Origin of the sequence: Leifsonia sp. 466MF (assembly GCF_900100265.1) — a bacterium.
Classification (GTDB): domain Bacteria; phylum Actinomycetota; class Actinomycetes; order Actinomycetales; family Microbacteriaceae; genus Leifsonia.
Genome location: NZ_LT629696.1, coordinates 3,322,571 through 3,347,770, shown reverse-complemented (window position 1 = coordinate 3,347,770; position 25,200 = coordinate 3,322,571). Strand labels below are relative to the sequence as shown.

Genomic DNA, 25,200 nt, shown 5'->3' with positions numbered 1-25,200 from the left:
GTCATCCCGAAGACCCGAACGCTCCACGTCCAACGCTCCTCCGCCGCTCGCGCCTCTCGGCGTTCGTGGCCTTCCTCGTCGCGGCCCTCCTGAGCGCGGCCGGTCTCGCAGCGCCAGCCCAGGCGGCGGACCTGCAGACGGACGTCTCCACGATCGTCACCCGGCTGCAGGACTACTACCTGAGCCAGGGGGATGAGGTGCAGATCGCCAACGGCATCTACCTGGCGCAGACCAGCAACGCCCTCGATTACGTCGCCTCGCAGAACGCGGACGGCTCGTGGTCGGACGTGAACTATCAGGACACGACGAGCTCGGCGAACGGCAAGACGTGGGATGCCTACAAGGCTCTCTACCGGATGGTCGCCATCGCGCAGGCCTACCGCGAGACGTCGGCGAAGGGCTACCACGACCCCGCGCTGATCGCCGCGGAGGAACGCGCGCTCGCGTACTGGGATCAGGTGAACCCGGGGAACACGAACTGGTGGGAGACCGAGATCGGCGAGTCGATCGCGATGGGCCGGATCTCGATCTTCGTCGGCGACGAGCTGAGCGCCGATGCCGCAGCTCTGGCGATCAAGCACAACCAGGGCAAGCTGGACCCGGCCGGCGCGAACGGCGCCTGGCGCACCTCCGACTACCTGTACAAGGCGCTCGCCACCCGCGACGCCGCCGCGATCACGGCGGGGTTCGCCACGATGGTGCAGACGGTGGCCGTCGACGACTCGGGCACCGTGCAGGAGGCGGTGCAGCCGGACTCGACGTTCTGGGCGCACGGCGCGCAGCTCTACAGCGAGGGCTACGGGATGGCCCTGTTCACCATGGTGGCGATGTGGGCGGACTCCGCCCGCGGCACGAGCCTGGCCTTCACCCGCGATCAGCTGGATACGATCGCGTTCTACATCGTCGACGGCACCCGCTGGCTGATCCGCGGCGAGATCGAGATGCTGTACCTCCTCTACCGGCCGGCGACCACGGTCGACGGGGTTACGAGCTACGGCGCCGTGTTCCTGGATCCGCTCGACCGGATGGCGCGCACCGACCCCCTCTACGCGACGGCCTACCGGCAGATGGCCGACAACATCCGCGGGAAGACGGCCGGCAACGGCGTCACCGGCGACAAGTACTTCTGGCGCTCCGAGTTCTCCTCGCACCAGCGGGCCGACTACGGCATCGTGACCGGTCTGAACTCGAGCCGGACCGTGGGAAGCGAGTACCGCTCCACCCTCCGCAAGGACGTCGGCAACGAGATCGTCTGGAACCGCACAGGCACGACGGCGATCCAGGTGACGAACAAGGAGTACACCGACCTCGGACCGGCGTTCGACTGGTACCACTACCCCGGCACGACCGTGCCGTACGTGAAGGAGACCTCGCTCGGCAAGGACGGCCGCTCCGCCAACGGCGGCGCGTTCACCGGCGGCGTCTCGGACGGCACCTACGGTGCGAGCGTGGAGAGCCTCGACCGCGCGGGCACGCAGGCGCAGAAGAGCTACTACTACTTCGACGACGAGATGGTGGCGCTCGGCGCGGGCATCCAGTCGTCCTCGACCGCGCCCATCCACACCACCGTCAACCAGGTCGCCGCGAAGGACAACGCCTCGGTCGACGGTCAGAAGGTCGCGCCCGGCACCGACGGGAAGGTCGTCGCCGATCCGTCGTGGGCGTACAACGACAAGGTCGGGTACGTGTTCCCGTCCGACCAGGCGGTGACGGTGTCCGACAAGACGCAGACGGGCAGCTACTACGGCGACCAGCCGGAGAGCCACGACGCGTTCACGCTGTACTTCGATCATGGGACGACGCCCAGCGGCGCCGGATACCAGTACATCGTGCTGCCGGCGAAGTCGGCAGCGCAGACCCAGGCCTACGCGGCGAACCCCGCCGTGAAGATCCTCCGCAACGACACATCGGTGCAGGCGGTGCAGCATCCCGGGCTCAAGCGGACGATGGCGACGTTCTACCGCGCCGGCTCGCTCGACCTCGGCGACGGCCGCACGCTCTCGGTGAGCCAGCCGAGCATCGTGATGCTCGACGAGTCCTCCGGCACCCCGGTCGTGAGTCTGTCGAACCCCAGCCAGCCCGGCCTGCTCGTGGATGTGGCGCTGAGCGGAGGCGCGTCGGCGTCGCGCGGCACCTTCGTGCTCGGCACCGGTGCGAACCTCGGGAAGACCGTCACGGAGCCGCTGGTGGCGGACGACTCGGACGGCTCGCCCTACACGGCAAGCGGTTCGGTCGCGGGCCACGGCCCCGCGCGTGCGGGTGACGCCGACCAGACGACCGCATGGCAGTCGTCCGGTGCGGCCCCGTGGCTGAGCCAGCGGCTCGCCGCCGGCACGTACGCCATGGGCGCGGACATCGACTGGGGCGCCGACTACGCCACGCGCTTCCTCGTCCAGACCTCTCTGGACGGGACGACCTGGACCGATCAATCGCTGGTCCAGAACGGCACTGGAGGACACCAGCACGTCGACTTCCCGGCGGTCGCGGCGAACTTCGTCCGCATCCTGCCCCTGGACGGCCCGGGAGGCGGCTCCTACTCGGTGACCGAGTTCGCCGCGTTCGCCCGCGCGAACCTCGCGCTCGGCGCGCCGACCACCGCCTCCGATGGGACGAGTCCGGCGAGCGCGACCGACGGGAACGCGACCACCCGCTGGATCGCCGACAGGACCGGATCGCCGGATACCTCGTGGCTCCAGGTCGACCTCGGCAGCGTGCGGAAGATCGGCGCCGCGAGGCTCTTCTGGGAGGCGTCCTACGCCAGCCAGTACAAGATCCAGGTCTCGGATGACGGCAGCACCTGGCGCGACGCCTACACGACGCCCGCCGCCGGAAGCGATGGCGGCACCGACCTCGTCGCGCTCAACGCGACAGGACGCTATGTCCGGATGCAGACCGTGAAGCGGGCACTCACCACCTACGGCGTCTCGGTGTGGGAGTTCGAGGTGTTCGGCGACAGCGCCATCACCACGGCGCCCGCATCGGCCGGGCGGGTGAACCTCGCTCTCGGGAAGCCCACCACAGCGGACAGCGTGTACAACAACCTCGCGAACGTGCAGGCTCCGGCGGCGACGGACGGCTCGAAGACCACCAAGTGGTCTTCCGCCCGACCCTCCGGCACGGCGCCGTACACCAACCGCAACTGGCTGCAGGTCGACCTGGGCACGGTCCGTCCGGTGTCTCAGGCGGTCGTCGAGTGGGAGAGCGGCAACTCGACCGACTACCAGCTCGAGGGATCGGTGAACGGCAGCGATTGGACGCCGCTGGCCCGCGTGCAGAACACCGGCACCGCCGACCACCGCCGCGACAGCACCTCGTTCCCGACGGCGGAGGTGCGGTACGTCCGCGTCATCGGGTCGCCGGCGACCAAGTACGGACTCAACATCTGGGAGTTCGAGGTCTACGGCGGATACAGCCTGGCGTGCCCGGCGCCGGTGAACGCGGACAGGGACAGCACCGCCATCCTGGCCGCGACCGTCACCCCGCTCGTCGATAGCGACTCGTTCACGGCGTACTCGCTCGACCCGTCCGTCGCGGCGGTGGCGTCCGCACCCCAGGCGGCCGCCGATGGGACGGTCTCCGTCGGCCTGAAGACCGGGGCGCCCGGCAGCACGTCCGTCGTGCTCGTGCACAGTGCAGGGGACGAGTTCGTCCGCTGCCCGGTCACGGTGGCGGTCGACAAGAGCGCTCTGCAGGCACAGGTGGATCGGGCCAACGGTCTCGACAGCACGGTGTACACGCCGGCCACCTGGTCGCCCGTGCTGCCCGCGCTGGAGGCCGCGAAGGCGACGCTCACGGCGGCCGACGCCACACAGCCCGCGATCGACGCGAGCACCGCTGCGCTGAAGGCGGCTCTCGACGGTCTGCGCGCCACCGCCGTCGTCAGCGCACCCGCTGTCAGCACGAAGTGGGGGACGGCGGCGACGGTCACCGTCACGGTCACCTCTCCACTCCCGGTCTCCGGGAAGGTCGCTCTCACCGAGGGGGACAAGGACCGCGGGGTCGCATCCCTGACGGGCGGTGTCGCCACGTTCACCCTGCCGCCTGGTCTCGCAGCGGGCGACCACGTGCTGACCGCGACCTACAGCGGCAGCGACACGGTCGCCGGTGCCAGCACGACGCTGACCGTCACCGTGGTGCTGCCTGCCGCCTGGAGCAAGACGACGTCCTACAAGACGGGCGACATCGTCAGCTACAAGGGTTCCGTCTACAAGGCGGGATGGTCCACGAAGGGCGAGCAGCCCGGGCTCAGCAACACCGGAGCCTGGCAGGAGCTGGCGATGACGGAGAGCGGTGCCGCCGTGTGGACGTCGTCCCGCGTCTTCGCTGCGGGCGACACCGTCGTGTACCAGGGCAAGACCTTCCTGGCCGGCTGGTACAGCCGTGGCGATGTCCCGGGGTCGGTGACGGGACCGTGGCAGGAGATGGCCACCGCACCGGACGGCACCGCGTTGTGGACGCCGTCGCGCATCTTCACCGCGGGCGACCGGGCCAGCTACAAGGGAGTCGTCTACGTCGCGAAGTGGTGGACCCGCAACCAGGCTCCGGGTGACGTCAACGGCCCGTGGGCTGTGGCGCGGTAGCGGGCGGGGCGCCGAGGTGGGAGCCGGTTCGGGTCCGGATCCCGCCTTCGGTGCCGCCCAGCAGCCGGGGGAGCGGCGCATCACCATCGCGGACGTCGCCGCGCGAGCGGGCGTCTCCAAGAGCGCCGTCTCGTTCGTCTTCAACGGTCGTCGCGGCCTCAGCCAGGTGACGACCGACCGCATCGTGCGGGCGGCGCGGGAGCTCGGCTGGCGGCCGAGCTCCCGCGCCCGGGCGCTCTCGGCGCGCCGGCCGCGGAGTGCGGGTGTAGTGATCCGCAGAGACGGTTCGGGAGCGGACTCCGATCTGGGCGGGTTCCTCCACGGACTCGGGGATGCGCTCGCCGCGACGGGCGCCGTCCTCGTCGTCCGCGTCGTCACGACGGGCGTGGAGGAGCAGGAGGTCTACTCCGGATTCGTCCGCGAGTCCCAGGTGGACGTCGTCCTTCTCCTCGGCATGCGGATCGGCGACGAGCGTCCGGACGTTCTGACGGCTCTCGGTCTGCCGTTCGTGGTGGGCGACGACGCGGGGGCGTCCGGCGCCGACGCGGAGGGGATGCGGCTGGCGATCCGTCACCTGCAGGGGCTGGGCCACCGGCGGGTCGCGCTGGTCGCTGACGGAGCGCTCGTCCGGTCGGCCCGGCGGATAGCCGCGTTCGTCGACGAGTCCCGCCTCCTCGGCCTCGACGTCCGCGTGTTCCGTGCCGACTCGTCTCCGCCCTCCGTCGCGGCCGCCACAGTGCGTCTCCTCGATAGGAGTGTCGCGCCGACCGCCATCCTCTATGAGAGCGGCATCCTCGCCGCCTCCGGGATGCAGGTCGCCCAGCGTCGGGGCATGGCCGTCCCGGAGGAGCTGTCGGTCATCGGTCTCGAGGACGGACCGATCGCCCTCGCGACCACACCCTCCCTCTCCACCGTGTGCAATGACGCGGACGCCTGGGGCCGGGCATGCGGACGCCTCCTGGCCGACCGCATCGGCGGTGGAGAACCCCACGAACTCGCGCTTCTTCCCCTGGAACTCGTCGTGCGGGGCAGTACCGGCCCGCCACCCCGCCCACTTGACCACGAAAGGTCCCGCTGATGCTCCGTCTCGTCGCCTTCGATCTCGATGACACCCTCGCTCCGTCGAAGTCGCCCATCCACCCGCGGATGGCCGCGCTGCTCGGACACCTCCTCGAGGTGAAGGAGGTGTGCGTGATCTCGGGAGGCCGGTTCGAGCAGTTCCGGGACCAGCTGCTCTCCCGTCTGCCCGCGTCTGCGCCGCTGGAACGCCTCCACCTCATGCCGACCTGCGGGACGCGCTACCTGAACTGGGACGGAGCCCGCTGGCGCCTCAGGTACGCCGAGAACCTGAGCGACGCCGAGCGGGAGGAGGCGCTCGCCGTCGTCGAGGAGGAGGCGTCCCGCCTGGGATTGTGGGATGCGGGCACGTGGGGGCCGGTCATGGAGGACCGCGGCTCGCAGATCACGTTCTCCGCGCTGGGCCAGTTCGCACCCGTCGCCGAGAAGTCCGCCTGGGATCCGGCGGGAACGCGGCGCAGCAGTCTCCGCACGGCGGTGCAGTCGCGGCTGCCCGGACTCGAGGTGCGTGCGGGCGGTTCGACCAGCATCGACATCACGCGGCGTGGCGTGGACAAGGCCTACGGGATGAGGAGGCTCGCGGCGATCACGCACATCCCGTTCTCGGACATGCTCTTCGTCGGGGACCGTCTCGACCCGGACGGCAACGACTATCCGGTGCTCGCGCTCGGCATCCCGACGCGTGCCGTGAGGGACTGGACGGAGACCGCGTCGCTCATCGAGGAGGCGATCGCCGCGGCGTGATGTGGCGGGCTGTGGTCCCCAGCCTCGACGCTGACCGCCCGGATCCCGAAGGTCACCTTCTTCGCCGGGCACCCCACTGAGCTGGCGCACTTTTGGAGGGGTCTCGACGCCCATATGCGGCCGGGGCGGGACGCGCGCGTAGCCGATCTGTCTCATCTCAACGGGGTGCCTGTCTCGTAAGCAATCTTCGTGACGCGGATTCCGCGGCCTGGGTTGCGACACAGGCTTATGAGATTCGCCGGCACTTGGTTCGCTTGAACTCAAAGGCAGCCCGCGGCATCTTAGCGAGACGTCTCAAAACTGTAGGGATACAAGACCCAGCCGACATCGGTCCTAGATAAAGGAACAGAAGGCAGTACGTAAAGCTGCCAAGAAGCCACTCGATCCGTGGCGTCAGTGGAGGCTTGGCCGGGCTCGGCCGATAGCAATGGAGTGCGGTGCTACCGCTTGTCCGGGGATGACGTGGGAAGTCCGAGCACCTTTAGATCAGCGTCCGCCACGGCGGAGAGAGCATTGGCTACGTCGTCAGTGAGCAGCGAATCGATGAGTTCAGGAGTCAGAGGCAGTTCGCCCTTGTCGATGGAGTCGAGGAGCCGGTCGCGGAACTTCTGCCGGAACGCCACCGCGTTCTCATATTCGGTCGCCGCTGCGTTATTGATGCGCCTGCGCGCCGGCCAATCGCGAATCAATCGGATGATGTACACGACAACGACGCCACCCGCGAGGATGACGAGCTCGAGGGGGTTTTCGTAGCGGAGCGACTGGACGGTGATGCGGGCGTTCGCCTCGATCTCGCGCAGCGTCAGCTGGCTAATGGGGGCTTCGCGGATGCCGAGTCCTTCCAGTGCTTCGAAGGCGCCCAGCTCGAAGAACGTCGCAGATCTGCGGCTGACAAATCTTGCGTACTCCCAGGCCAGTCGATCGCTTGACCGCTGCATCTCGCTCGCGAAGGTAAGAAGTCGTCCCAGGTCATCGACTGCTGATTGGACAGCTTCTATGGTCGATCGCGGCCCGAGATTGAGACGCAGGGTGATTGGTTCGTCCGCCATGGCTAGAAGCTAGCAGCGGAGTCGCTTACAGCGGCGTATTCGTGCGCAATGAGAATCGAGCGACGCTCAAAAAGACATAAGGTGGTTATCGGTGTAAAAAACTCCTGTCTAATGGAGTGATTTCCCCCGTCGAAATCGGTGCCCCCATAGGGTGATCGAGTGGCCCAGTTCTTCGACTTTCCCCACCCGCGAGTGCTGTTCGAATCTGTCCCTGACGACGTATACGTGCTCCTAGAGAAGCATGTTGCGCACGCGGTTCGAATCGGGCCGAACGACCTGGTGCATGAAGACGAGTTTGACCTGTATGTCACCTTCGAAGAACACCCTCAGCGCTTGTTCAGCCGCCTCTCGACGTTCAGTGTGGGCGCGAAATCGCTGAGCTGGAAGTTCAGCCGAGACGTCGAAACCTACGCGAGCGAGCTGTATATCCCCGACCCCATTAATGAGAACGACGACGCTAGGCGGCTCGTGGAGGACACCCTTGTCGACCTGTTCCCGCCAGGGCCGAAGCTGGCGTGGCGATCCGATTACGTGAAGACCGGAACGCTCGACGATAAGTGCATCCCGCTACTGCACCTAGGCGATGCGAAAGAGGTCCTCGCGCTCATCGCCACCGACTTTGGAGGAGGGTCGTACGTGCTAGCGCTTCCGCCAGGCGTCGGCCAGGTCGAGCGGTGGTTTACCTGGTCTATTACCGTCCTTCACAACGTGGCTTCCGACCGATTTCCGGCTGCGCCAGGTTGGGCGGAAGCCGCGGAGTGGTCGAGCGCAGCAGCCGTCGCGGCCGCGGACACCTTGGAGCAGGTTCGGGCGGCGTGGGCCGACGCCCGGGTCGAGTTCGTGAAGAGCGAGAGGGAAGCGCTGGACAGACTTGAGGCCCGTCGCGAGGAAGATCAGCGAGGCCTTCAACGGCTCCTCACGGAAGACGGGCACGAGCTGGAAGAGGCAGTCGCTCAGGCGTTTGATCTGCTGGGATTCGAGGTAACCGTAATGGGTGAAGATCACCGCGATCCGGTCACGAAGGCTCTGCTGGAAGACATTAGGGTTCAAGCCCCGGGCGAAGAGTGGACGGGTCTCGTGGAGGTCAAGGGGTACACCAAGGGGGCCAAGGTGGGCGACCTGAGCCAGATAACCAACAGGCCAGTGCTGGCCTTCCATCGGGAACACAATCGTGAGCCAGACGCTTTGTGGCACGTGGTCAACGCACACCGGCGAATCGACCCCTCGGCGCGGCCACGGGCGATCGACAGTGACGCGGAACTGGACGGCCTCGCCGCACAGCACGGGATGCTTATTGACACGCGAGATCTGTTTCGGGCGGTGCGCGCGGTGCAGGATCGCACGTGCACACCGGGAGCAATACGTGAATCGCTCCGTGCCGGCTTGCGACGATGGACGTTTGATCCCTCCGACGTAGAAGGCCCCGCTAGCCACTAACGCAACGCATCAGCGTTCCTCGACGCCGCGCCACTCGTAGACCGCGGCATCGACGTCCTGAGCGGAGAGCACGAAGCGTTCGTAGGCGGTGCGGTCGTCGTTCAGCGGTCGCTTGAACTCGCTCGGCAGTCGGCCGTCGACATGCAGCGTCAGTGCTTCTTGTCCGGCGCAGGTGACTCGTTGTGGTGCCCGGAGATGCCGTCGCGGAACTTCCCGTCCCGGCCCTGCACGCGGACCTCGCCCTTGCCCTCACCGGAGTTGTTCACGATCTCCTTGGCGCGGGCGATCGCCTCGGCCTGAGTGTCGGTGTGCGCGGAGGCGCGCTTGTGGTCCTCTTTCACCACATCCCAGCCGCCCCGCTTCTCGTTCTGGACGACATAGCGGTCCTCGTCGTTGTTCGCCATGACGCTCCTTTCCGCCACGCACGGTACGCCGCCGCGGTTGGATTCCAGCCGGAGCCGGCTTATCATTCGAACACATGTTTGAATGAATGGAGGCCGGCGGATGACCCTTACTCACGCTCCCGAACTCGTGTCCGTGTGGACCGAAGGCCGTCGACCCGTCCGCTTGGTCTGGCAGGGCGTGCGCTACCTGGTGACCGATCAGTCCACCGCCTTGCGGGAGGCGGTCATCCACGAGGCACTGACCCATCCCGCCAGCAAGATGACCGGGTGGCGTTTCCAGGGGAACCAGGGTCGTCGACGGCGAGACGAGGATGTTCGACGTTCGCCCCGTCGACGGCACCAGCGGGAAACCCAGGATGCCGTCGGCCTCAGCACTCAGTGAGATGAAGAAGTGCGGCTCGTGTTGCCCGCAATCTGACATAACGTCGAGTATCGCCGGTGTGCTTGATTGGGGATAGGGGACTGGTGGGCCGTCGCGAGTGCCATGGCTAAGCTCATGGTGACCTAGGGGAGCCGATGACTATATGGGGCGAGCGGTATCGCAAACATGAGCTGTGGGTTGAGGTCGCGAATTGCCGCGGATTAGTCAATTCGATCGAACTCGATCCTGGCGACCGTAACGAGCAAGATGCGCTGGCGCACATCGGAATGGTCCTCGAATTACTCGAGAAGCGGCACGAGGAAACGGACCCTCGAGAAGTGACCTCATCGATGCTCGCCCGCACACACCAGGCGACCCTGCAGTGGAACAACGCCCTAGTCAATGTGCGGGATCACTCCTGGAACGCTACTGACGCAATCGACGAAGCTGATGCGGTGTTAGACACCCTTGCCAGCTGGCCTCCGATGAAGCCGGCACGCTATCTGGCGGGCATCGGTTCTGCAACCGAGGCCTTTCAGAACCGCGTCGCAGACATGCTCGAAGATGTCACGCAGCGGTACGACACGCTGGTCCTGAAATTGGAGGGGATGGCGGAGGATGAGACCAAGCTTCGGAGCAGCATAGACGCAGAGAAGCAACGGATCTCCGAAGCCATCGCTGATTTCAAGACAGTGTCGAAGACGGCGGTTGACGAGCTCATCGCCGAAGAGAATCAGCGTCTTGCCGAGGCGCGGGAGCGGGAAACGAGAGAACGGTCACGCTATACGGCCGAAGCACAAAATGCACTCGACCAGCTAAGGAAGCACGAGGAGACGGCTCGGGACACCGTGCACGCGACCACCGCCTCAGCCGTCGCCACGGATTATGGAAAATACGCTCGTAACAAGGCCGTGGCGGCTTGGGTCTGCGATATCGGTGCGGCACTCATCGGCGCGGTCGGCGTCGCCGCGATCCTGTTCCATCTATTCACACTTAATCCGAATGCGGACACCAACCTTGGGATCTCGATCACGCGCTTGGCGGCGTCGCTTGGCGCACTGGGCGTCGCAGCGCTTTTAGGCAAGAGGGCCGCCCAGCATCACAGAGAGTCCCGGGCGGCAAAGCGCACGGATCTGGCGTTGCGCCGGGTCATGCCCTTCATCGTTAACCTGCCCGCCGACGAGCAGGAGCTCATCGTGTTGGACTTCACTGAGCGCGTGTTTATTCGCGGAGAACTTGACGAATCCCAACCGACGTCCGGTGCTAGGGCCCTTAGAGAACGAGTGGCAGATATGCGCCGGCGGAAGTCGGATCAACCGGCAGCGCAAGATTAATCTGACATAAGGTCCGCTTATCGGCCGACGCCGCTTACCTCGCAAGGCTCAGCAGCTGTATCGCCCCAGGTCCGATGCGCGCACCGGTGGGAACGTCGTCCGCCCGGCCCTCGGACCTACCCCCAGTTATGGGGGATGACGCACTATCTTGTCTGGTTGTCCAGCATTCATATGAGAACTCTCACGGTTTTGAGGTTCCTTTGTGGTCGCGGTCGCCGCTAACTTGACCTCACGCTTCGCTGTCGGGGGGAGGCGGTAGCGAAGGGAACGACGAGTGCGCCGGTTGACTCGAGGCTTCACTGCTGTTTTGGCCGCGGTGGCCACATCCGGGGCTTTGGTGCTGACATCCGCGGCTCCCGCAGGAGCGGTGCCCGCAGCGCCGGCTGCGGCAGTGCCAGCGACCCGATCTGTGGCAGAGTTGCCGCCGTTGCCGTCCACGGTAGCGCCGGCCGTGGCGGGGACCGCGGAGGATCTCAGCGCCAGGCCGTTGGAGCAGACACAAGGATCCAAGCTCCACGATTCGGAGCTCGACACTCCTGCAGCGGCCGCCGCCCCGGCGGATCTCGCCGGCGCAACGGTGACCGACCGGGACGAGTTCACGACGACGTATCAGAAGCCGGATGGTTCGCACGTAACGGAGGTATCGCCAACACCTATCAACGTTCAGCAGGATGGGGCGTGGCAGGAGTCCTCGACGGCACTCAAGGATGACGCTGCTGGCGGGATGAGTGTGCAGCAGAACGTGCTGCATCCAGCGTTCAAGGACGATGTCACCGCGGCGGATGCGGTGTCGGTGGAGAAGGATGGGTACTCGGTCTCGTACTCGTTGCTGGGTGCGGAGAAGACGTCGATGAAGCGTCCCTTGCCGATGTCCTCCCGCAACCATGTCGGCGAGAACGAGGTGACCTACCCGGACGTGTTTGATGGCACCGACGTGGAGTATCAGGTGCAGCCGTCATCGGTGAAAGAGACGGTGAAGCTGGATTCTGTTCCGAAGGCGAGCCAGGACTCTTACACGTGGAAAGTGAAGGCGCCAGGGCTCTCCCTTGCTGTGAATAACGACGGGGGAGTGGACTTCACTGACAGCAACGGCACGGTCCGGTTTCGGATCCCGACTCCGCTGATGTGGGACTCGGCCGGTGTCGAGGGGGAGTCCTCGCCAGCCACAACCAACGTGCCGGTGACTGTGAAGAAGGCCGGGAGTGACTGGAAGGTCACGCTCAGCCCGTCGCGGACCTGGCTGACGGACAAGGATCGGGTGTACCCGGTGTTCATCGATCCGACCACCTGGGGTGGCGGCACGAACGATATCCACTCGTACAAGGCCGACGGCACCGTGCGAACGGACACGATCCTGGTCGGTAACGCGCGTGACCCGGGCGATGATTGGTGGCGGTCGATCGTCCATTTCCCGTACGAGCAGCTGTTCGGGAAGCAGGTTCTGGATGCGCAGATCTACGCGTCGATGAACGGCATCGTGGGAACGTCCACCACCTACCCGGGCGCGGTCGATTACGCCACAGCGTTCAGCTACTACGGTGTCGGCGCGAACCTGGCTTCACTCACGGTGGGCACCGACGGGTACTCGGGGGGCGCGGGGCTTGCGCAGTACATCTCAAACTGGGTGAACGCGCGCTCGTCCGGGAACTATCTGATGCTCGCCGGTGGCGAGATCGCCGGCGCGTACACGCTCAAATCGTTGAACGCCGCACTCTACGTTTCCTGGGTTGATTACCCAGCGACTCCAACGGCCGTCGCACCGTCCCCAACCAGCGGGTATTCGACGCTGACGCCAACGTTCAGGGTGAGCTCGACTGATCCCGCCGGCATAGGGCTGGGATATTACTACCGCATTGCTACCGGGCCAACCGCGGAAACGGGTGTGGTCTACCAGTCCGGATGGATTACAAACAATCCGCTCACACTGGCCCCCGGGGTGCTTACCCCGAACACGAAGTACTTCTATCACGTGTTCGTCAAGGATGGGTATTGCAACAACACCCCGTCGAACTCGTGCTCACAGGTGGTGAGCCCCGTGTATTCCTTTAGCACGAACACCCCTGGCGTCGTGGCGCAAGGCCCGACCACCCCGGCGGACGGGTCTGTGGTGGTGACGCCGACGCCGACGTTGACCGCTCCGCCGGGCACGGATGCGAACGGTGACAAACTCAAGTACCAGTTCCGCATTACCACTGGAGCAGACGGCGCCAGCGGTATCGTCGCCGTCTCCGACGTCCTGACCAACAGTCCACTGTCGTGGACTGTTCCACCAGGTGTGCTGCAGGACGGGGTCACGTACTCCTGGGTGGTCGTGGTTGATGACGGGTACGACAAGTCTTCGGGATCCTGGGTGAACCGCCTGCGGTACACCGCCCGCGCCGGTGCGAGTGGGCCCTCGCCCACAGATTCCGCGGGCGGGGTGAGCGTGAATCTAGCGAACGGGAACGCGACCCTCTCGTTCGCCTCTCCGACCGTGTCCACACTGGGTGGGCCGATGGGGATGTCGTTCACCTACAACTCGCAGCAGCCCTCCACGCAGGGTCTGACCGCCACATATTACGACGTGTCGGATTCAACGGCCAGCGCCGCCAGCTTCTCGCGGTCGGATCTGGCCAGCCGGGTGCGGCTGGTGCGCACCGACCCGATGGTCCGCTTCGACTGGGGCACGGCCGCGCCGGCGCCAGCAGTGCCGAACAACAACTTCCTGGGTCAGTGGGACGGGTTCATCACCCCACCCGGTGCCGGGACGTTCACCTTCGGGCTGCTGCGCGATAACGGGGCGAAGCTGACCATCGGGTCTGCTGTGATGGACCAGCTCACCGACACCTACACGACCACGCCGTCGTGGGGGAGCCCCATGAGTCTGCCGCTCGCGCCGACCACATTCGATCTGAAGTATTTCAACCACACCGGGCCTGCGCAGCTCGAGCTTTGGGTGCAGGGCACCTACACCGACAAGAACGGAGTGCAGCAAACCCTCGCGCCGACAGTGGTCCCGCCGACCTGGTTCAGCAAAGCCGTAGACACTCTTCCACCCGGGTGGGGATCCAGCACCGCCCTGAACGGCACCGACGCGATATACACCCGCGCCGAGGTGAAGGAGGGCTCGATCGCCCTCATCGACTCCAGTGGGACCCCGCACACGTACACCAAAGCAAAGACCGGCAGCGGGTATACGCCGCCGCCCGGAGAACAGGGGATCCTCGCCCAAGACGGGAACAACACGTACACGCTGACCGATGAGGCCGGAACGGTATACCAGTTCAACACCGCCGGGAAGATCACCGCCATCACCCAGGCTATGGACACCAAGAAACGGGCCACGCCGGTCCTCGCCTACCGGGCTGGCACCAACCAGCTCGACAGCGTCTCTGACCCGGTTTCCCTGGTATCAGGCAGCTACACCCGGCAGGTGAAGTTGGCCTACGCCGGCGACACCGCCGCCTCTGTCGGTCTGTCCACGTCCGACACCGACGCGTCTGGGTTGGCCTGCCCGGTCCCGTCTGGTTTCACCACCGCTCCGGCCGGGATGATCTGCCGCATCATCTACCCGGGCCACATCGCGGGCGCGGCCGACACAACCCAGCTGCTGTACACGCTGCCGGACACCACCAACAACCCTGCCCAGGCAGCGCTCCCGGAGGCGGCAGGCGGAAAGTTCCTCTCCCGCATCATCGACCCCGGAAACGAGGTCACCGACTTCGGATACAGCAACGGGCTGCTGAGCTCGATCCGCTCCGCGACCGTGAACGACTGGCTCCTGGCCCACCCGGACAAAAACGCCGCCGCGGCCGAGGTCCTCACCCAGATCAGCTACGACACCAGCAACCGGGTCACCAGCATCACCCTGCCCGCCCCCGACGGTGTCACGGCGTCGCAACGCCCTCAGAAGACCTACACCTACGCCCGCAACGCCGACGGGTCAGGAACCACCTACGTTGACGCGGCCGGGCTCACACCGCCCACTGCCGCACCCGCAAACGGGCACGCCGCTACCACCAGCTACGACACCGCATGGCGGCGCACCACAAGCTTGTCCGCTACCGGACTCGCGACCTCCACCACCTGGAACGTCCGGGATCAACAAACCTCGAGCACCGATCCCGCCGGGCGGATGTCCACCACGATCTACGACCAGCTCAACCGCCCCACCGACGCCTACGGGCCCGCACCGACCGGGTGCTACGACAGCACCACACTGCGCCCAGTACCCGCCTCCTGCGCGATCACGGTCGCCCACACCTCGACCGCGTACGACGAGGGCATGAAAGGCCTGAACGCCACTTACTACACCAACACCGCCTTCTCCGGCCTGCCCAGCTTCTACTCCACCGGCATCGACGGCATCACCGACGGCATCATCAACCGCAACTGGTCAACCGGCGCCGCGTACAGCGGAGGACCCACCGACAGCTGGACCATGCGGTTGACCGGAACCATCACCTTCCCCACCGCCGGCAACTACATCCTCAACACCTACGCCGACGACCAAGCCAACCTCTACATCGACGACGTTCTCGTCGCCAACGACGCAACCCCCGGCGCTGTCCACTTCGGACCCAACGCCACCATCACCTCGAAGACAGCTGGCGACATCCACCGGATCCGCATCGACTACACCGACCTCACCTCCAGCGCCTGGCTGGCGCTTTACTGGATAGCCCCGGGCGGGTCCCGGGTCCTCGTCCCCGGAACTGCCCTGTCACCCGCCTACGGCCTATCCACGAGCAGCCAGACCGATGACTCGGGACCCACCGGAGTGAGCGGTGTCAGCAACTCGCAGGTGCCCTCGCTGCGCACCGCAACCAGTTACGCCACCCCCTGGCTCGGCATCGCCACATCAACCTCGGTCGACCCGGCAGGCCTCAACCTCACCACAACAAACACGTTCGAGCCCTACGGCACCACCGGATACCTCCGCCAGCTCTCACAGACGCTCCCGGCTGGAAACACGGTGGCAACTAACACGTACTACACCGAAACCGGGGGATACGCCACGCAAGTCAACGGCGGCACAGCCGTATGCGGTCTTGCAGCAACGACCCCTCAGTTTGGGCAGCTGATGACCAGCACCGGAGCAACACCTGCCACCGGGCAGGCGATCGCCACCAACTACGTCTACGACATGATGGGACGCGTGGTCGCCACCAAACGCACGGGTGACGCCAACTGGTCCTGCACCAGTTACGATGCCCGCGGACGGGTGACCCAGCAGACCTACGCAAACACCAGCGGCAATGGGCAACGGACGGCAACATTCGGGTTCACCGATGCGAACGGGGATCCGCTCACCATCTGGGCGGAGGATGACGCCGTCCCCGGATCACCGACCCACGGCCGCATCACCACCGTCTCCGACCTCCTCGGGCGCACCATCTCGTACACGGATGTGTGGGGGACGGTAACTACCTCCAGCTATAACATCCTCAACCAGTTGGTCACCCAGACCTCTACTCCTGCCGGGCAGCCTGGCCAGGGCGAACAGTTCACCTACGATGACGACGGCAAGATCACAACGATCAAGGATCTCGCCGGGAGTGTCCTCGCTCAACCCACCTACACCCTTGGCGAGCTCGCCGAGGTCAACTACCCAACCGGTGCTGGAAACGCCGGCCCCGGTGTCACCGGTGCCTGGACCCGCACTGCAGACGGCGACATCCGATCCCTCAGCTGGGTATTCCCGAGCAACCAGCCCGGCATCACTGACGCAGTGATCCGCTCCCAAGCCGGGCGGATCCTGCAAGACACCACCACCGATGGCGCAACCACAGCTGTCTCCACCTACAGCTACGACGGCGCCGGACGGCTGACGCAGGCAGTGATCCCGAACCACACCCTCGCGTACGGGTTCGCTTCCGCCAGCTGCGGCGCTAACACCTCCGCGGGCAAGAACGGCAATCGGACAAGCCTCACCGACACCTACACGCCCGTCGGCGCAACCACTCCCACGGTGCTCACCAGCTCGTACTGCTACGACAACGGGGACCGGCTCACCGCCACCAACATGCCGGCAATCACCGGCGGGTCACCGATCGCGACCACCAGCCTGTCCACCAGTACCGGCACGCTGGCTTACGACGGCCGCGGGAACACCACCACCCTCGCCGACCAGACCCTGAGCTATGACCAGTCGGACCGGCACATAAGCACAACTACCGGCAACGAGACGATCACCTATGAACGAGATGTGACCGACCGGATCATTTCTCGCACAGTGACCCCGACCACCGGTCCCGCAACCACGGTGCGATACGGGTTCAGCGGCGACGGAGACAGCCCTGACTGGACACTCACCATCAACGGAGGAGTACTCGAGCGCACCGTCGGACTTCTTGGCGGTGTGACAGCATCCCTTCAGCCAGGAGCAGCGGTGTGGTCTCTACCCAACATTCATGGCGATGCCATAGTCGCTACAGACGGAGCCGGCACACGTCTGGGAATGCTAGCGGCCTACGACCCGTTCGGAAACCCTATCGACCCGTCCACGCAGGCAATCGGAACCGGGATAGCCGACGACGCCGTCCCGGCCAATACTCCACAAACCGCTACCTATGGGTGGGAGGGATCAAGCCAAAAGCTCTACGAACACGAAACGACCATCGACACCATCGAGATGGGGGCAAGACAATACGTCGCGGTCCTCGGGCGCTTCCTTTCGGTGGACCCTGTTCACGGCGGCAACACCTGCGCGTACAACTATCCGAACGATCCAATAAACGGCGAAGATCTCAGCGGCAAATACGGCATTGGGGTCCGACTAAGTGATGCAGGTCCTGCCGGAATTCCGGTAACGCCTAAGCAGCTTGTTGCTATCGCATCGAAGAGCCTCACTTACAGCAAAGGACGTCTAATTGCCCGAGCTGCTCCGCGCCCGACGCCCGCGAAAAGTCCATCCTGGGGCGATAAGGTCGCAGCCAACTGGAATAGGACCTGGGCACGTTTCTTCGACAATCCGGAAGGACGAAACTTCCTATCCGGGCTCAAATGGCTGGGCGATAATGGTGGAGCAGCAGGTCAATACTGTGGACTTGTCATTTGCGGCTCTTTTGGCACGTCTGGGATGGGAATCGGACCTGCCGTCGGCGCAGGGTTCACCGGTCAAGTAGGAGTCAGTGGCGGAAAGCTTCACGGACTTGGCTTCACCGTGGGCTGCTCTGGTGCCGCTGGCGCGGGCGTGTACGCCTCATACTCTCGTGATTGGCAAGGAAACTCGTCACCCGAAGTGGGCGCCACCAATGGCGGTGGCGCAAACTGCTCCGGGCAAATCATGTGGTTCTGGTAGGAGAAGTAATGTCCATCGAGTCAATAGTGATGACAATCGCGGGTTTCGGAGCAATCGTGGCCGGGGTCGCGGTCATACTTTTCCGAGACCGCGTCGACTCTAGAAATAAGGCGAACATTGAGCAGAAGCTGGAAGGAGCACTGCCTAATGCGAGCTCGCTATCGACGCCTGCCAGAATGGCCGGGGTTGGAGTAGTAATCGTGATCGCAGGGGTGATCGTTGCATGGAGGGGGTTGGCGGGCTGAGCACGTATGCCCTACCTGAAGTGGTCGTTCTAGAATCTAGGCGCACCCAAAGGCCCTCAGAAGAGAGGGGCGTTGCCACCTCGACGCAACGTGCTCGCAAGAGGCACCGGCCATCGGTCACGCACAGAAGCTCCTCACGGCGGTCCGTACCCCCACATTGCGCTGATCACTTGGTCGACGGTTTCATGCACAGCTTCGGAGCCCACCGCAACACTGCCCCGGTGGTGATCGACGTCCAGAACGGCGCGGGGAGCGCCGATCGGCTCGCATCGCTCCTGCCCCGACACACAGCCATGGACATCCTTTTCAACAACGCGGTCATGCGAGTGGACGCGTGTGACCGCCGCCGTGCGGGTACTCGCCACAGAGCGGCGAAGCGCGAAGCTGTCCTGCGATGATGCTCGACAAGAGATGTAAATGAAATAAAATATAATACAAACCCAGAGGCCGGTACGCGTGGGGAGCGGCTTTGCAACGATGGCATCCTCGATCGCAAGGCGCTTGTGCGTCCGTATGGTCCATCGAGGAGACGGGCTCCCAGCGATGCGGCGGCTGTGGCCGCGGATCGCTATCCTCGACGCATGACCGCCCGGATTGCGAACGTGACGTTCTTCGCCGAGAATCCTACCGAGCTGGCGCGCTTCTGGAGCGCCGTGATGGGCTACCCGGAACCCACCGGCTGGGACCCGGAGGATGTGGCAGAGCTCAAAGCCTCCGGGATGACCGACGAGGAGATCGCGGATCGCGCCGAAGCGTGGGATCAGAACCCGGCGCATCAACGGTTCTACTTCAGCCGGTACCGGCGCGAGCGACGGCAGCGCAACCGCGTGCACCTCGACATCACGCCGTTCGACGACCGCCGCGCCTCGCGTGAGGAGCTCGAAGCGGAGCGCGACCGCCTGATCGCGCTGGGCGCCACCGAGGAGAAGACCCTCCTGGGGTACTGGGGCCCCTACGAGGAGTTCGTGATCATGATGCGCGACCCGGAGGGCAACGAGTTCTGCCTGCAGTAGCTCCGCGTCGGTCGCCTAGGATCTAAGCGGAGCTAGATCCGCTTACGGCGGAGGATGAGACGACAGCGTCCATCCGGCAAGGAGGACACCGTGGCTCGACCCCTGAGGGCCGATGCGCAGGCCAATCACGAACGACTGCTGGAGGTCGCCGCGGCGGCCTTCGCGCGGGAGGGCACGGACGCCTCGCTGAAGGCGATCGCCGCGGAAGCGGGCGTGGGGATCGGCACGCTGTACCGTCGCTTCCCCACGCGCGAGGACCTGATCGAGGCCGTGTACCGCAGTGAGAACGCTCGGCTGGCCGCAGCAGCCGAAGAGCTGCTGGAACAGCAACCGCCGATCGATGCGCTGCGGGCGTGGATGGAGCGCTTCGTCGACTACATGCTCACGAAACAGGGGATGTCGGACGCCCTCCCGATGATCCTCGCCGCTCGCGACGGGCTGAGGGCGCAGAGCCGGGAGGCCCTCGAGGGTGCGGTGAGCGCGCTCGTCGACGCCGGCCGGCGAGGCGGTGTGCTCCGTCCTGACATCGTTCCCCACGATGTGCTGATGGCGCTCGGCGGCATCACCCTCATCGCGGAGCACGAGCGTCAGCGTGAACTCGCCTCGCGCCTCGTCTCCCTCCTAATCGACGGGCTGGTGGCGCAGCGACCCTGACTCGTTTTGCTCCGTATACGGAGTCGGCTCCGCTTGTGTTACATTAACCGGAGTCGGCTCCGCATGCCGTCAGTCAGGAGAGGAAGATGTCGAACGCACTCACAGGGACAGTCGCGCTGGTCACCGGCGCAAGCAGCGGTATCGGCGCCGCTACGGCTCGCAAGCTCGCCGCCGAGGGTGCCGCGGTCGTGCTCGTCGCGCGACGAGGCGAGCGCCTGGATCAGGTGGTCGAGCAGATCGAGTCGAACGGTGGTGTGGCGAGAGCGGTCGTCGCGGACATCACCAGTCGCGCGGGAGCAGACAGCGCCGTGGAGCAGGCGGTCGCAGCGTTCGGGCGGCTGGATGTGCTCGTCAACAACGCCGGTGCGATGCTCGTCGGGCCGTTCGCGGATGCGCCGGAAGGCGAGTGGGAGCGGATGGTCGACGTCAACATCCGCGGGCTCCTGTACATGTCGCGAGCGGCATTACCCCATCTGGTGAAGGCGGCCTCCGATGCACCGCGGCGAACCGCGGATCTCGTGAACATCAGCTCCTCGGCCGGGCGCGTCGCCCGTCCGGGGACGGCGGTCTACAACCTCACCAAGTTCGGCGTCAACGGTTTCACCGAAGCCCTTCGGCAGGAGATGCAGGCACAGCGGGTCCGCGTCAGTGTCGTCGAGCCCGGGAACGTCGACACCGAACTCGCATCACATACGCGAGAGGAACTCCGGGCCGGTGTCGAGGCGCAGACCGGCGCCATCGAACGGCTGAAGCCGGAGGACATCGCGGACGCCGTGGCGTACATCGTGACGAGCGACCGGCGCGTGGCCGTCAACGAGGTCTTCGTCCGCGCGGCCGATCAGAGCTGGTGAGCTGAGAGCCGAGCTGCGCCTACGGGCGCACCGGCGTGGCTGCGTCGTTTCCGACGACGGTGCGCCAGGGGCGGGCGGTCCAGGATCTGACGACGCCCTCCGTGACGTACGGATCGATGGCGGCGAAGGAACGCGCGGTCTCGAGCGCGTCCTCGCCGGTGAAGATCAGGAGGCCGGTGAACGGGCCGTCCCCGGCAGCGCCTCCGAGCACGAGCTCCCCGCGCTCGACGGCAGCCCACGCTGCCGTGAGATGGGCCGAGCGGTGCGCCTCCCGAGCGGTCAGATAGTCGTCGCCGTAGGTGTACTCGAGCACGGCATGCATGCGTCTCTTCCTCTCTGCTCACGGTCGGCTGCTGCGATCGAGCCTATCGAGGTGGCGTCGCAGAGAAACGAATCAGGAGCCGTTCCGGCGGCCGCCGACGTACGCGGTCACGCGGATGGAGATCAGCACGTCGGGGATCACGGCGCCGAGTTTCGCCGCATACCGAGCGGGCGGCTCGCTCGGGAACCATGATCGGTACTCCTCGTTCATCCCGGCGAAGTCGGCCGGGTCGCTGAGGAGGATCCCGACTTCGACGACGTCGTCCAAAGTGGCATCCGCGGCCGCGAGAACAGCGCGACAATTCGCGAGTGCCTGGCGCGTCTGCTCCTGGATCGTGGGGCCGGCGGGTCTCCCCGTGTTCACGTCGACCCCCACCAGGCCCGAGATATGGATGAAGTCCCCCGCCTTCACGCCTTGGCTGTAGAACGGGGAGCTCGGTGCATCCGGGATGCTGATCACTTCGCGCATGGGCTCACTATGGCTCGTGGTGTCCGCGGTGGCCAGGGGGAGTCGAGCGCCCCGGCGGGATGGCCGGGGCGCTCGTCTCGGACGGGCGGTCGCCCTACTTCAGCGGGCCATAGAGCGGCGCGGTCGCCCGCGCGTGCGTCGCCTGCTCGAACGCGTAGGCCAGGCCGATGATGCCGCTCTCGTCGTAGTCGCGCCCGAGGAACTCGAGGTTGACGTTGGCGCCGACGACGGGGTTCGTTCCGTCGGTGGCGACGGCCTGCCCCATCGGCACCGTGATGGCGGGCATCCCGGTGTTGGGGCTGAGACGCATGTTCGTGCTGATGGTGCTGTACGGGGATCCGCTCGGATACACCAGCGAGTCCAGCGCATTGTCGTTCATCAGCTGCGTCACGGTCGCGTTGCCGGTGGCGATCGCCGCCGTGTGCGTTCCGCTCGGGCCCGCCCACGCCTGGTACTGCGCGTCGGTCACGTTGTTGCGCGAGGTGTAGATGCTGTTGCGGGAGGTGACGTTGCGCCCGCTGGCCAGGATGTCGTCGATCGACCGCGCGGTGACGTTCGGGGCCAGGTGGTTCTGGATGTAGATGTTCAGGTCGTGCTTGAACTCGTTGGTGCTGCCGCTTCCCTCGTTCAGCGTCGCCGTGAAGGCGGCGGGAACGGTGGTGATCTCGACGACCGTCGCCCCCTTCGCCTCCAGCTTCGCCTTCGCGTCCGCCCACAGTCGGAGGACCGTCGCATTGCTGCCGAGCATGGAGGTGACGATGCCGATCCGCTTGCCCTTCAGCGCCGTCGGGTCGAGAGCTGCGGTGTACGAGTCGGGGACGTGGCCCTGCTGCTCCGCCGTGATCGGGTCGGCTGCATCCACTCCGGTGACGGCGTCGAGCGCGACCGCCGCGTCGGTGACGCCGCGGGCGATCGGGCCGCCGGTGTCCTGGGTGAGGGCGAGCGGGATGATGCCGTCGCGGCTGGTGAGGCCGACGGTGGGGCGGATGCCGACCAGCGAGTTGTAGGTCGACGGCACACGGATCGAGCCTCCCGTGTCGGTGCCGAAGCCGATGCCCGCCAGGTTCGCCGCGATGGCCGCGCCCGTCCCGCCGCTGGAGCCTCCGGCGGTCTTGGTGGTGTTAAGGGGGCTGGCGACGAGCAGCGTCTTGCCCGGGTCCTGGAACGAGGAGAACTCGGAGACGAACCCGTACGCGAACTCGTCCAGGCTGGCCTTCGCGAGGATGACGGCCCCCGCCGCGCGGAGGTTCTTCACCATGGTCGCGTCGTCGCTCGTCTGGTTGGCGTCCCAGCAGCCGCATCCACCGGTCGTGGGCATGTCGGCGGTGTCGTAGTTGTCCTTGACGGCGATCGGGACTCCCAGCAGCATGCTCGTCATCCCCTTCTGCGCGCGGGTGGCGTCGGCCTGCGCCGCGATCGTCAGCGCCTGGGCGTTCGTCGAGATGATCGAGTTGAGCGCGCGGCCGCCGGCCCCCGGGTCGACCACGGTCCGGTCGAGCGCGGCGATCCGGTCGAGGTACTCCTGCGTGATCTTCACGGACGTGGTGACGCCGGCGTTCATGGCGGCCTGCATGTCCAGAGCGGAGGCCTCGACCAGCTCGAACGGTCCGTCGTCGTAGATCATCCGCTGCGACAGGGCGACGACGTCCTTGACGGTGATGACGCCGTCCGTGTCGGAGTCGGCAGCCGCGACGGTGGACCAGCCCGCCGATGCAGGGGTGGCGCCCAGGTGATCGGTCAGCACGTCGAGGTCGGCCTTCGTGACCTGCTTGTCCCCGGTCAGGTCGAGAGCCGTGTAGTACGGCGCGAGGAACGGCTCGGCGGCGCTCGCCGCGGGGGCGGCTGCGGCGGGAGCGACGACGGCGCCGGTGGCGACGAGAGCGGCAAGCGCTGCGACCGCGCCGACGGTGGTCGTGGCGCGGCGGGCAGTTGTTCGGGTGTGCATGGCGGTGGCGCTCCTCTGGGCGGGTCGGCGGGCGGTCATCGGGCTTCTCCTGCACGGCGGCGGCGGACTGCGATCAGGACGACGGCCGCGCCGAGCACGACCAGCACGGCGCCGGCGATCAGGTACGGAGCGACATCGGAGCCGGTCGAGGCCAGGTCATCATCGGAGGTGGATGCGGACGAGCTCGTCGCCGCGCCCGAGCCGGAGCCCGTGCCGGACGACGACCCGGTCGACGGACCGCTGCCGGTGGGCGGGCCGGGGACCGAGGCAGGGGAGACCACGACGGCCGGGCTCGCGGCGGCGTTCGACAGCGGCGTCACGGCCGAAGCGGGATCCACCAGCGAGAGCGAGCGGAGCGTGAACGCCGTCGAGCCCGCGGCCTTCGCGGTGAACGTCAGGGTGTACGCGATGGTGCCGGAAAGCGCGGGGGAGGTGCCGAGCCGCGTGTAGATGACGTCCACGGTGCCGGAGGAGGTGGTGACGGCGTCGTATCCTCCGGCGGGCACGACCGCGCTGCCGTCGACATACGCCACGACGGCCGGGTCGAATGCGAGCACCGATTCGTAGCCGAAGACGTCGGTCGCGCCGGTCAGGGTCACGGTCACGGTGAACGAGTCGCCGGCGGTGACGGCGGACGGCGCGGAGACCGTGGTGCCGGTCACCGCGGGCGCCGCGACAGCGGGCGCCGCTGCGCCGACCGCGAGGCCGAGGCCGGCGAGCGCGGCCGCCGCGGCGGCGAGGAGGCGCACGAGTCGCCTGGGGGTGTGATGCATCGGGTAGTGCCTTCCTGAGCGGGCGAGGGGGCTCGCGGGCGGGTGGGGTCGCCGATGCGACCGCCGTCAGCGGCAGGAAGGGGAGACTCGCGGCGTCGAGGAGCACGACCGGCGAACGGTCCAGTACCGGCCCCGGGGGTGGGCCGGCGGCTGAGAGAGCGGCGCCATCGACAGGGTCGACGCTAGGGGGCCGCTGTTTCGCGGAGCGGGCGAACGTGTTTCTGAACGATTACACAGACTGGGACTCGTGCACGGCGTTGGCCCCGGACGGGAGCAACCGGCCGGCGAGATAGTCGTCGAGCGTCTTCCGGCGCTCGCGGAGGCGATGCTCCTGCCGGAGGAGGTCGTCGCGGACCGCCATCACGCGGGCGAGGAGATCCTCGGGCGGGGAGGACGTGCCGCCCTCGGCGACGCACGGGATGATGTCGCGAAGCAGCCGAGACGGGAGGCCGACGGCGAAGAGGTCCTGGACGAACAGCACGACGTCCACGGTCTGCGGGCCGTAGTCCCGGTAGCCGTTCGGGAGCCGGCGACTGCGGATGAGACCCTGCTGCTCGTAGTAGCGCAGGGCTCGCGTGCTGACACCGGTCTTCGCGCTCAACTCGCCGATCCGCACCATCCACCTCCGCTTTACCTTGACATTGACGTCAATGTTTAGGTT

The 25,200-nt window shown here is 66.3% G+C and carries 16 protein-coding genes; 9 read left to right on the top strand and 7 right to left on the bottom strand.

The window, feature by feature from the left end:
- Positions 1–65 precede the first annotated feature (65 nt).
- The 3 genes from BLR91_RS15890 to BLR91_RS15880 are packed head-to-tail and all read left to right on the top strand — an operon-like array spanning position 66 to position 6,401.
- Complete coding sequence (locus tag BLR91_RS15890) at positions 66–4,580, top strand: polysaccharide lyase family 8 super-sandwich domain-containing protein (protein WP_231918956.1); 4,515 nt, start codon at positions 66–68, stop codon at positions 4,578–4,580.
- Positions 4,546–5,658, top strand: coding sequence for a LacI family DNA-binding transcriptional regulator (locus BLR91_RS15885; protein ID WP_231918955.1), 1,113 nt, complete (start codon positions 4,546–4,548; stop codon positions 5,656–5,658). The genes BLR91_RS15890 and BLR91_RS15885 overlap by 35 nt, the downstream gene beginning before the upstream one ends.
- Positions 5,658–6,401: an HAD-IIB family hydrolase gene (locus tag BLR91_RS15880; protein ID WP_089880283.1), complete on the top strand. Its 744-nt coding sequence runs from the start codon at positions 5,658–5,660 to the stop codon at positions 6,399–6,401. The genes BLR91_RS15885 and BLR91_RS15880 overlap by 1 nt, the downstream gene beginning before the upstream one ends.
- 440 nt (positions 6,402–6,841) lie before the next feature.
- Here BLR91_RS15880 and BLR91_RS15875 read toward each other — a convergent pair whose 3' ends face one another.
- On the bottom strand, positions 6,842–7,450 hold the full coding sequence (locus BLR91_RS15875) for a hypothetical protein (protein WP_157694619.1): 609 nt from the start codon (positions 7,448–7,450) through the stop codon (positions 6,842–6,844).
- A 159-nt stretch (positions 7,451–7,609) separates the two neighbouring features.
- Between BLR91_RS15875 and BLR91_RS15870 the strand changes: the two genes are divergently transcribed.
- Positions 7,610–8,887 (top strand): hypothetical protein, encoded by a 1,278-nt coding sequence (locus BLR91_RS15870; RefSeq protein WP_089880288.1) that lies wholly within the window; start codon positions 7,610–7,612, stop codon positions 8,885–8,887.
- A gap of 149 nt (positions 8,888–9,036) precedes the next feature.
- Here BLR91_RS15870 and BLR91_RS15865 read toward each other — a convergent pair whose 3' ends face one another.
- Entirely contained in the window at positions 9,037–9,291 is a 255-nt protein-coding gene (locus BLR91_RS15865; protein WP_089880291.1) for a DUF2188 domain-containing protein, read from the bottom strand.
- A 516-nt stretch (positions 9,292–9,807) separates the two neighbouring features.
- Between BLR91_RS15865 and BLR91_RS15860 the strand changes: the two genes are divergently transcribed.
- From BLR91_RS15860 to BLR91_RS15840, 5 genes are all read left to right on the top strand, one after another.
- Positions 9,808–10,986: a hypothetical protein gene (locus BLR91_RS15860; protein WP_157694620.1), complete on the top strand. Its 1,179-nt coding sequence runs from the start codon at positions 9,808–9,810 to the stop codon at positions 10,984–10,986.
- Between the two features lie 577 nt (positions 10,987–11,563).
- A complete protein-coding gene (locus BLR91_RS15855) occupies positions 11,564–18,268 on the top strand; it encodes a PA14 domain-containing protein (RefSeq protein WP_157694621.1) in 6,705 nt (2,234 codons plus the stop codon).
- An 826-nt stretch (positions 18,269–19,094) separates the two neighbouring features.
- Positions 19,095–19,526: a VOC family protein gene (locus BLR91_RS15850; protein WP_089880306.1), complete on the top strand. Its 432-nt coding sequence runs from the start codon at positions 19,095–19,097 to the stop codon at positions 19,524–19,526.
- A gap of 90 nt (positions 19,527–19,616) precedes the next feature.
- A complete protein-coding gene (locus BLR91_RS15845; protein ID WP_089880308.1) occupies positions 19,617–20,180 on the top strand; it encodes a TetR/AcrR family transcriptional regulator in 564 nt (187 codons plus the stop codon).
- Between the two features lie 86 nt (positions 20,181–20,266).
- On the top strand, positions 20,267–21,031 hold the full coding sequence (locus BLR91_RS15840) for an SDR family NAD(P)-dependent oxidoreductase (protein ID WP_089880312.1): 765 nt from the start codon (positions 20,267–20,269) through the stop codon (positions 21,029–21,031).
- 19 nt (positions 21,032–21,050) lie between these two features.
- Here the strand turns inward: BLR91_RS15840 and BLR91_RS15835 are convergent, their stop codons facing one another.
- From BLR91_RS15835 to BLR91_RS15815, 5 genes are all read right to left on the bottom strand, one after another.
- Positions 21,051–21,353: a YciI-like protein gene (locus tag BLR91_RS15835; protein WP_089880315.1), complete on the bottom strand. Its 303-nt coding sequence runs from the start codon at positions 21,351–21,353 to the stop codon at positions 21,051–21,053.
- A 72-nt stretch (positions 21,354–21,425) separates the two neighbouring features.
- Entirely contained in the window at positions 21,426–21,821 is a 396-nt protein-coding gene (locus BLR91_RS15830; protein WP_089880318.1) for a RidA family protein, read from the bottom strand.
- Positions 21,822–21,915: 94 nt separating this feature from the next.
- On the bottom strand, positions 21,916–23,805 hold the full coding sequence (locus BLR91_RS15825) for an amidase family protein (protein ID WP_231946230.1): 1,890 nt from the start codon (positions 23,803–23,805) through the stop codon (positions 21,916–21,918).
- Positions 23,802–24,539 (bottom strand): cohesin domain-containing protein, encoded by a 738-nt coding sequence (locus BLR91_RS15820; RefSeq protein WP_231918954.1) that lies wholly within the window; start codon positions 24,537–24,539, stop codon positions 23,802–23,804. The genes BLR91_RS15825 and BLR91_RS15820 overlap by 4 nt, the downstream gene beginning before the upstream one ends.
- A gap of 229 nt (positions 24,540–24,768) precedes the next feature.
- Positions 24,769–25,158, bottom strand: a complete 390-nt coding sequence (locus tag BLR91_RS15815; protein WP_231918953.1) for a MerR family DNA-binding transcriptional regulator — start codon at positions 25,156–25,158, stop codon at positions 24,769–24,771.
- Between the last annotated feature and the right edge of the window lie 42 nt (positions 25,159–25,200).

What these genes read in the sequence shown, in the direction of transcription:
- BLR91_RS15865 (WP_089880291.1), bottom strand. Translation starts at nt 9,291, where the DNA reads ATGGCGAACAACGACGAGGACCGCTATGTCGTCCAGAACGAGAAGCGG.
- BLR91_RS15875 (WP_157694619.1), bottom strand. Translation starts at nt 7,450, where the DNA reads ATGGCGGACGAACCAATCACCCTGCGTCTCAATCTCGGGCCGCGATCG.
- BLR91_RS15850 (WP_089880306.1), top strand. Translation starts at nt 19,095, where the DNA reads ATGACCGCCCGGATTGCGAACGTGACGTTCTTCGCCGAGAATCCTACC.
- BLR91_RS15825 (WP_231946230.1), bottom strand. Translation starts at nt 23,805, where the DNA reads ATGACCGCCCGCCGACCCGCCCAGAGGAGCGCCACCGCCATGCACACC.
- BLR91_RS15860 (WP_157694620.1), top strand. Translation starts at nt 9,808, where the DNA reads ATGACTATATGGGGCGAGCGGTATCGCAAACATGAGCTGTGGGTTGAG.
- BLR91_RS15820 (WP_231918954.1), bottom strand. Translation starts at nt 24,539, where the DNA reads ATGCATCACACCCCCAGGCGACTCGTGCGCCTCCTCGCCGCCGCGGCG.
- BLR91_RS15830 (WP_089880318.1), bottom strand. Translation starts at nt 21,821, where the DNA reads ATGCGCGAAGTGATCAGCATCCCGGATGCACCGAGCTCCCCGTTCTAC.
- BLR91_RS15835 (WP_089880315.1), bottom strand. Translation starts at nt 21,353, where the DNA reads ATGCATGCCGTGCTCGAGTACACCTACGGCGACGACTATCTGACCGCT.
- BLR91_RS15815 (WP_231918953.1), bottom strand. Translation starts at nt 25,158, where the DNA reads ATGGTGCGGATCGGCGAGTTGAGCGCGAAGACCGGTGTCAGCACGCGA.
- BLR91_RS15840 (WP_089880312.1), top strand. Translation starts at nt 20,267, where the DNA reads ATGTCGAACGCACTCACAGGGACAGTCGCGCTGGTCACCGGCGCAAGC.
- BLR91_RS15880 (WP_089880283.1), top strand. Translation starts at nt 5,658, where the DNA reads ATGCTCCGTCTCGTCGCCTTCGATCTCGATGACACCCTCGCTCCGTCG.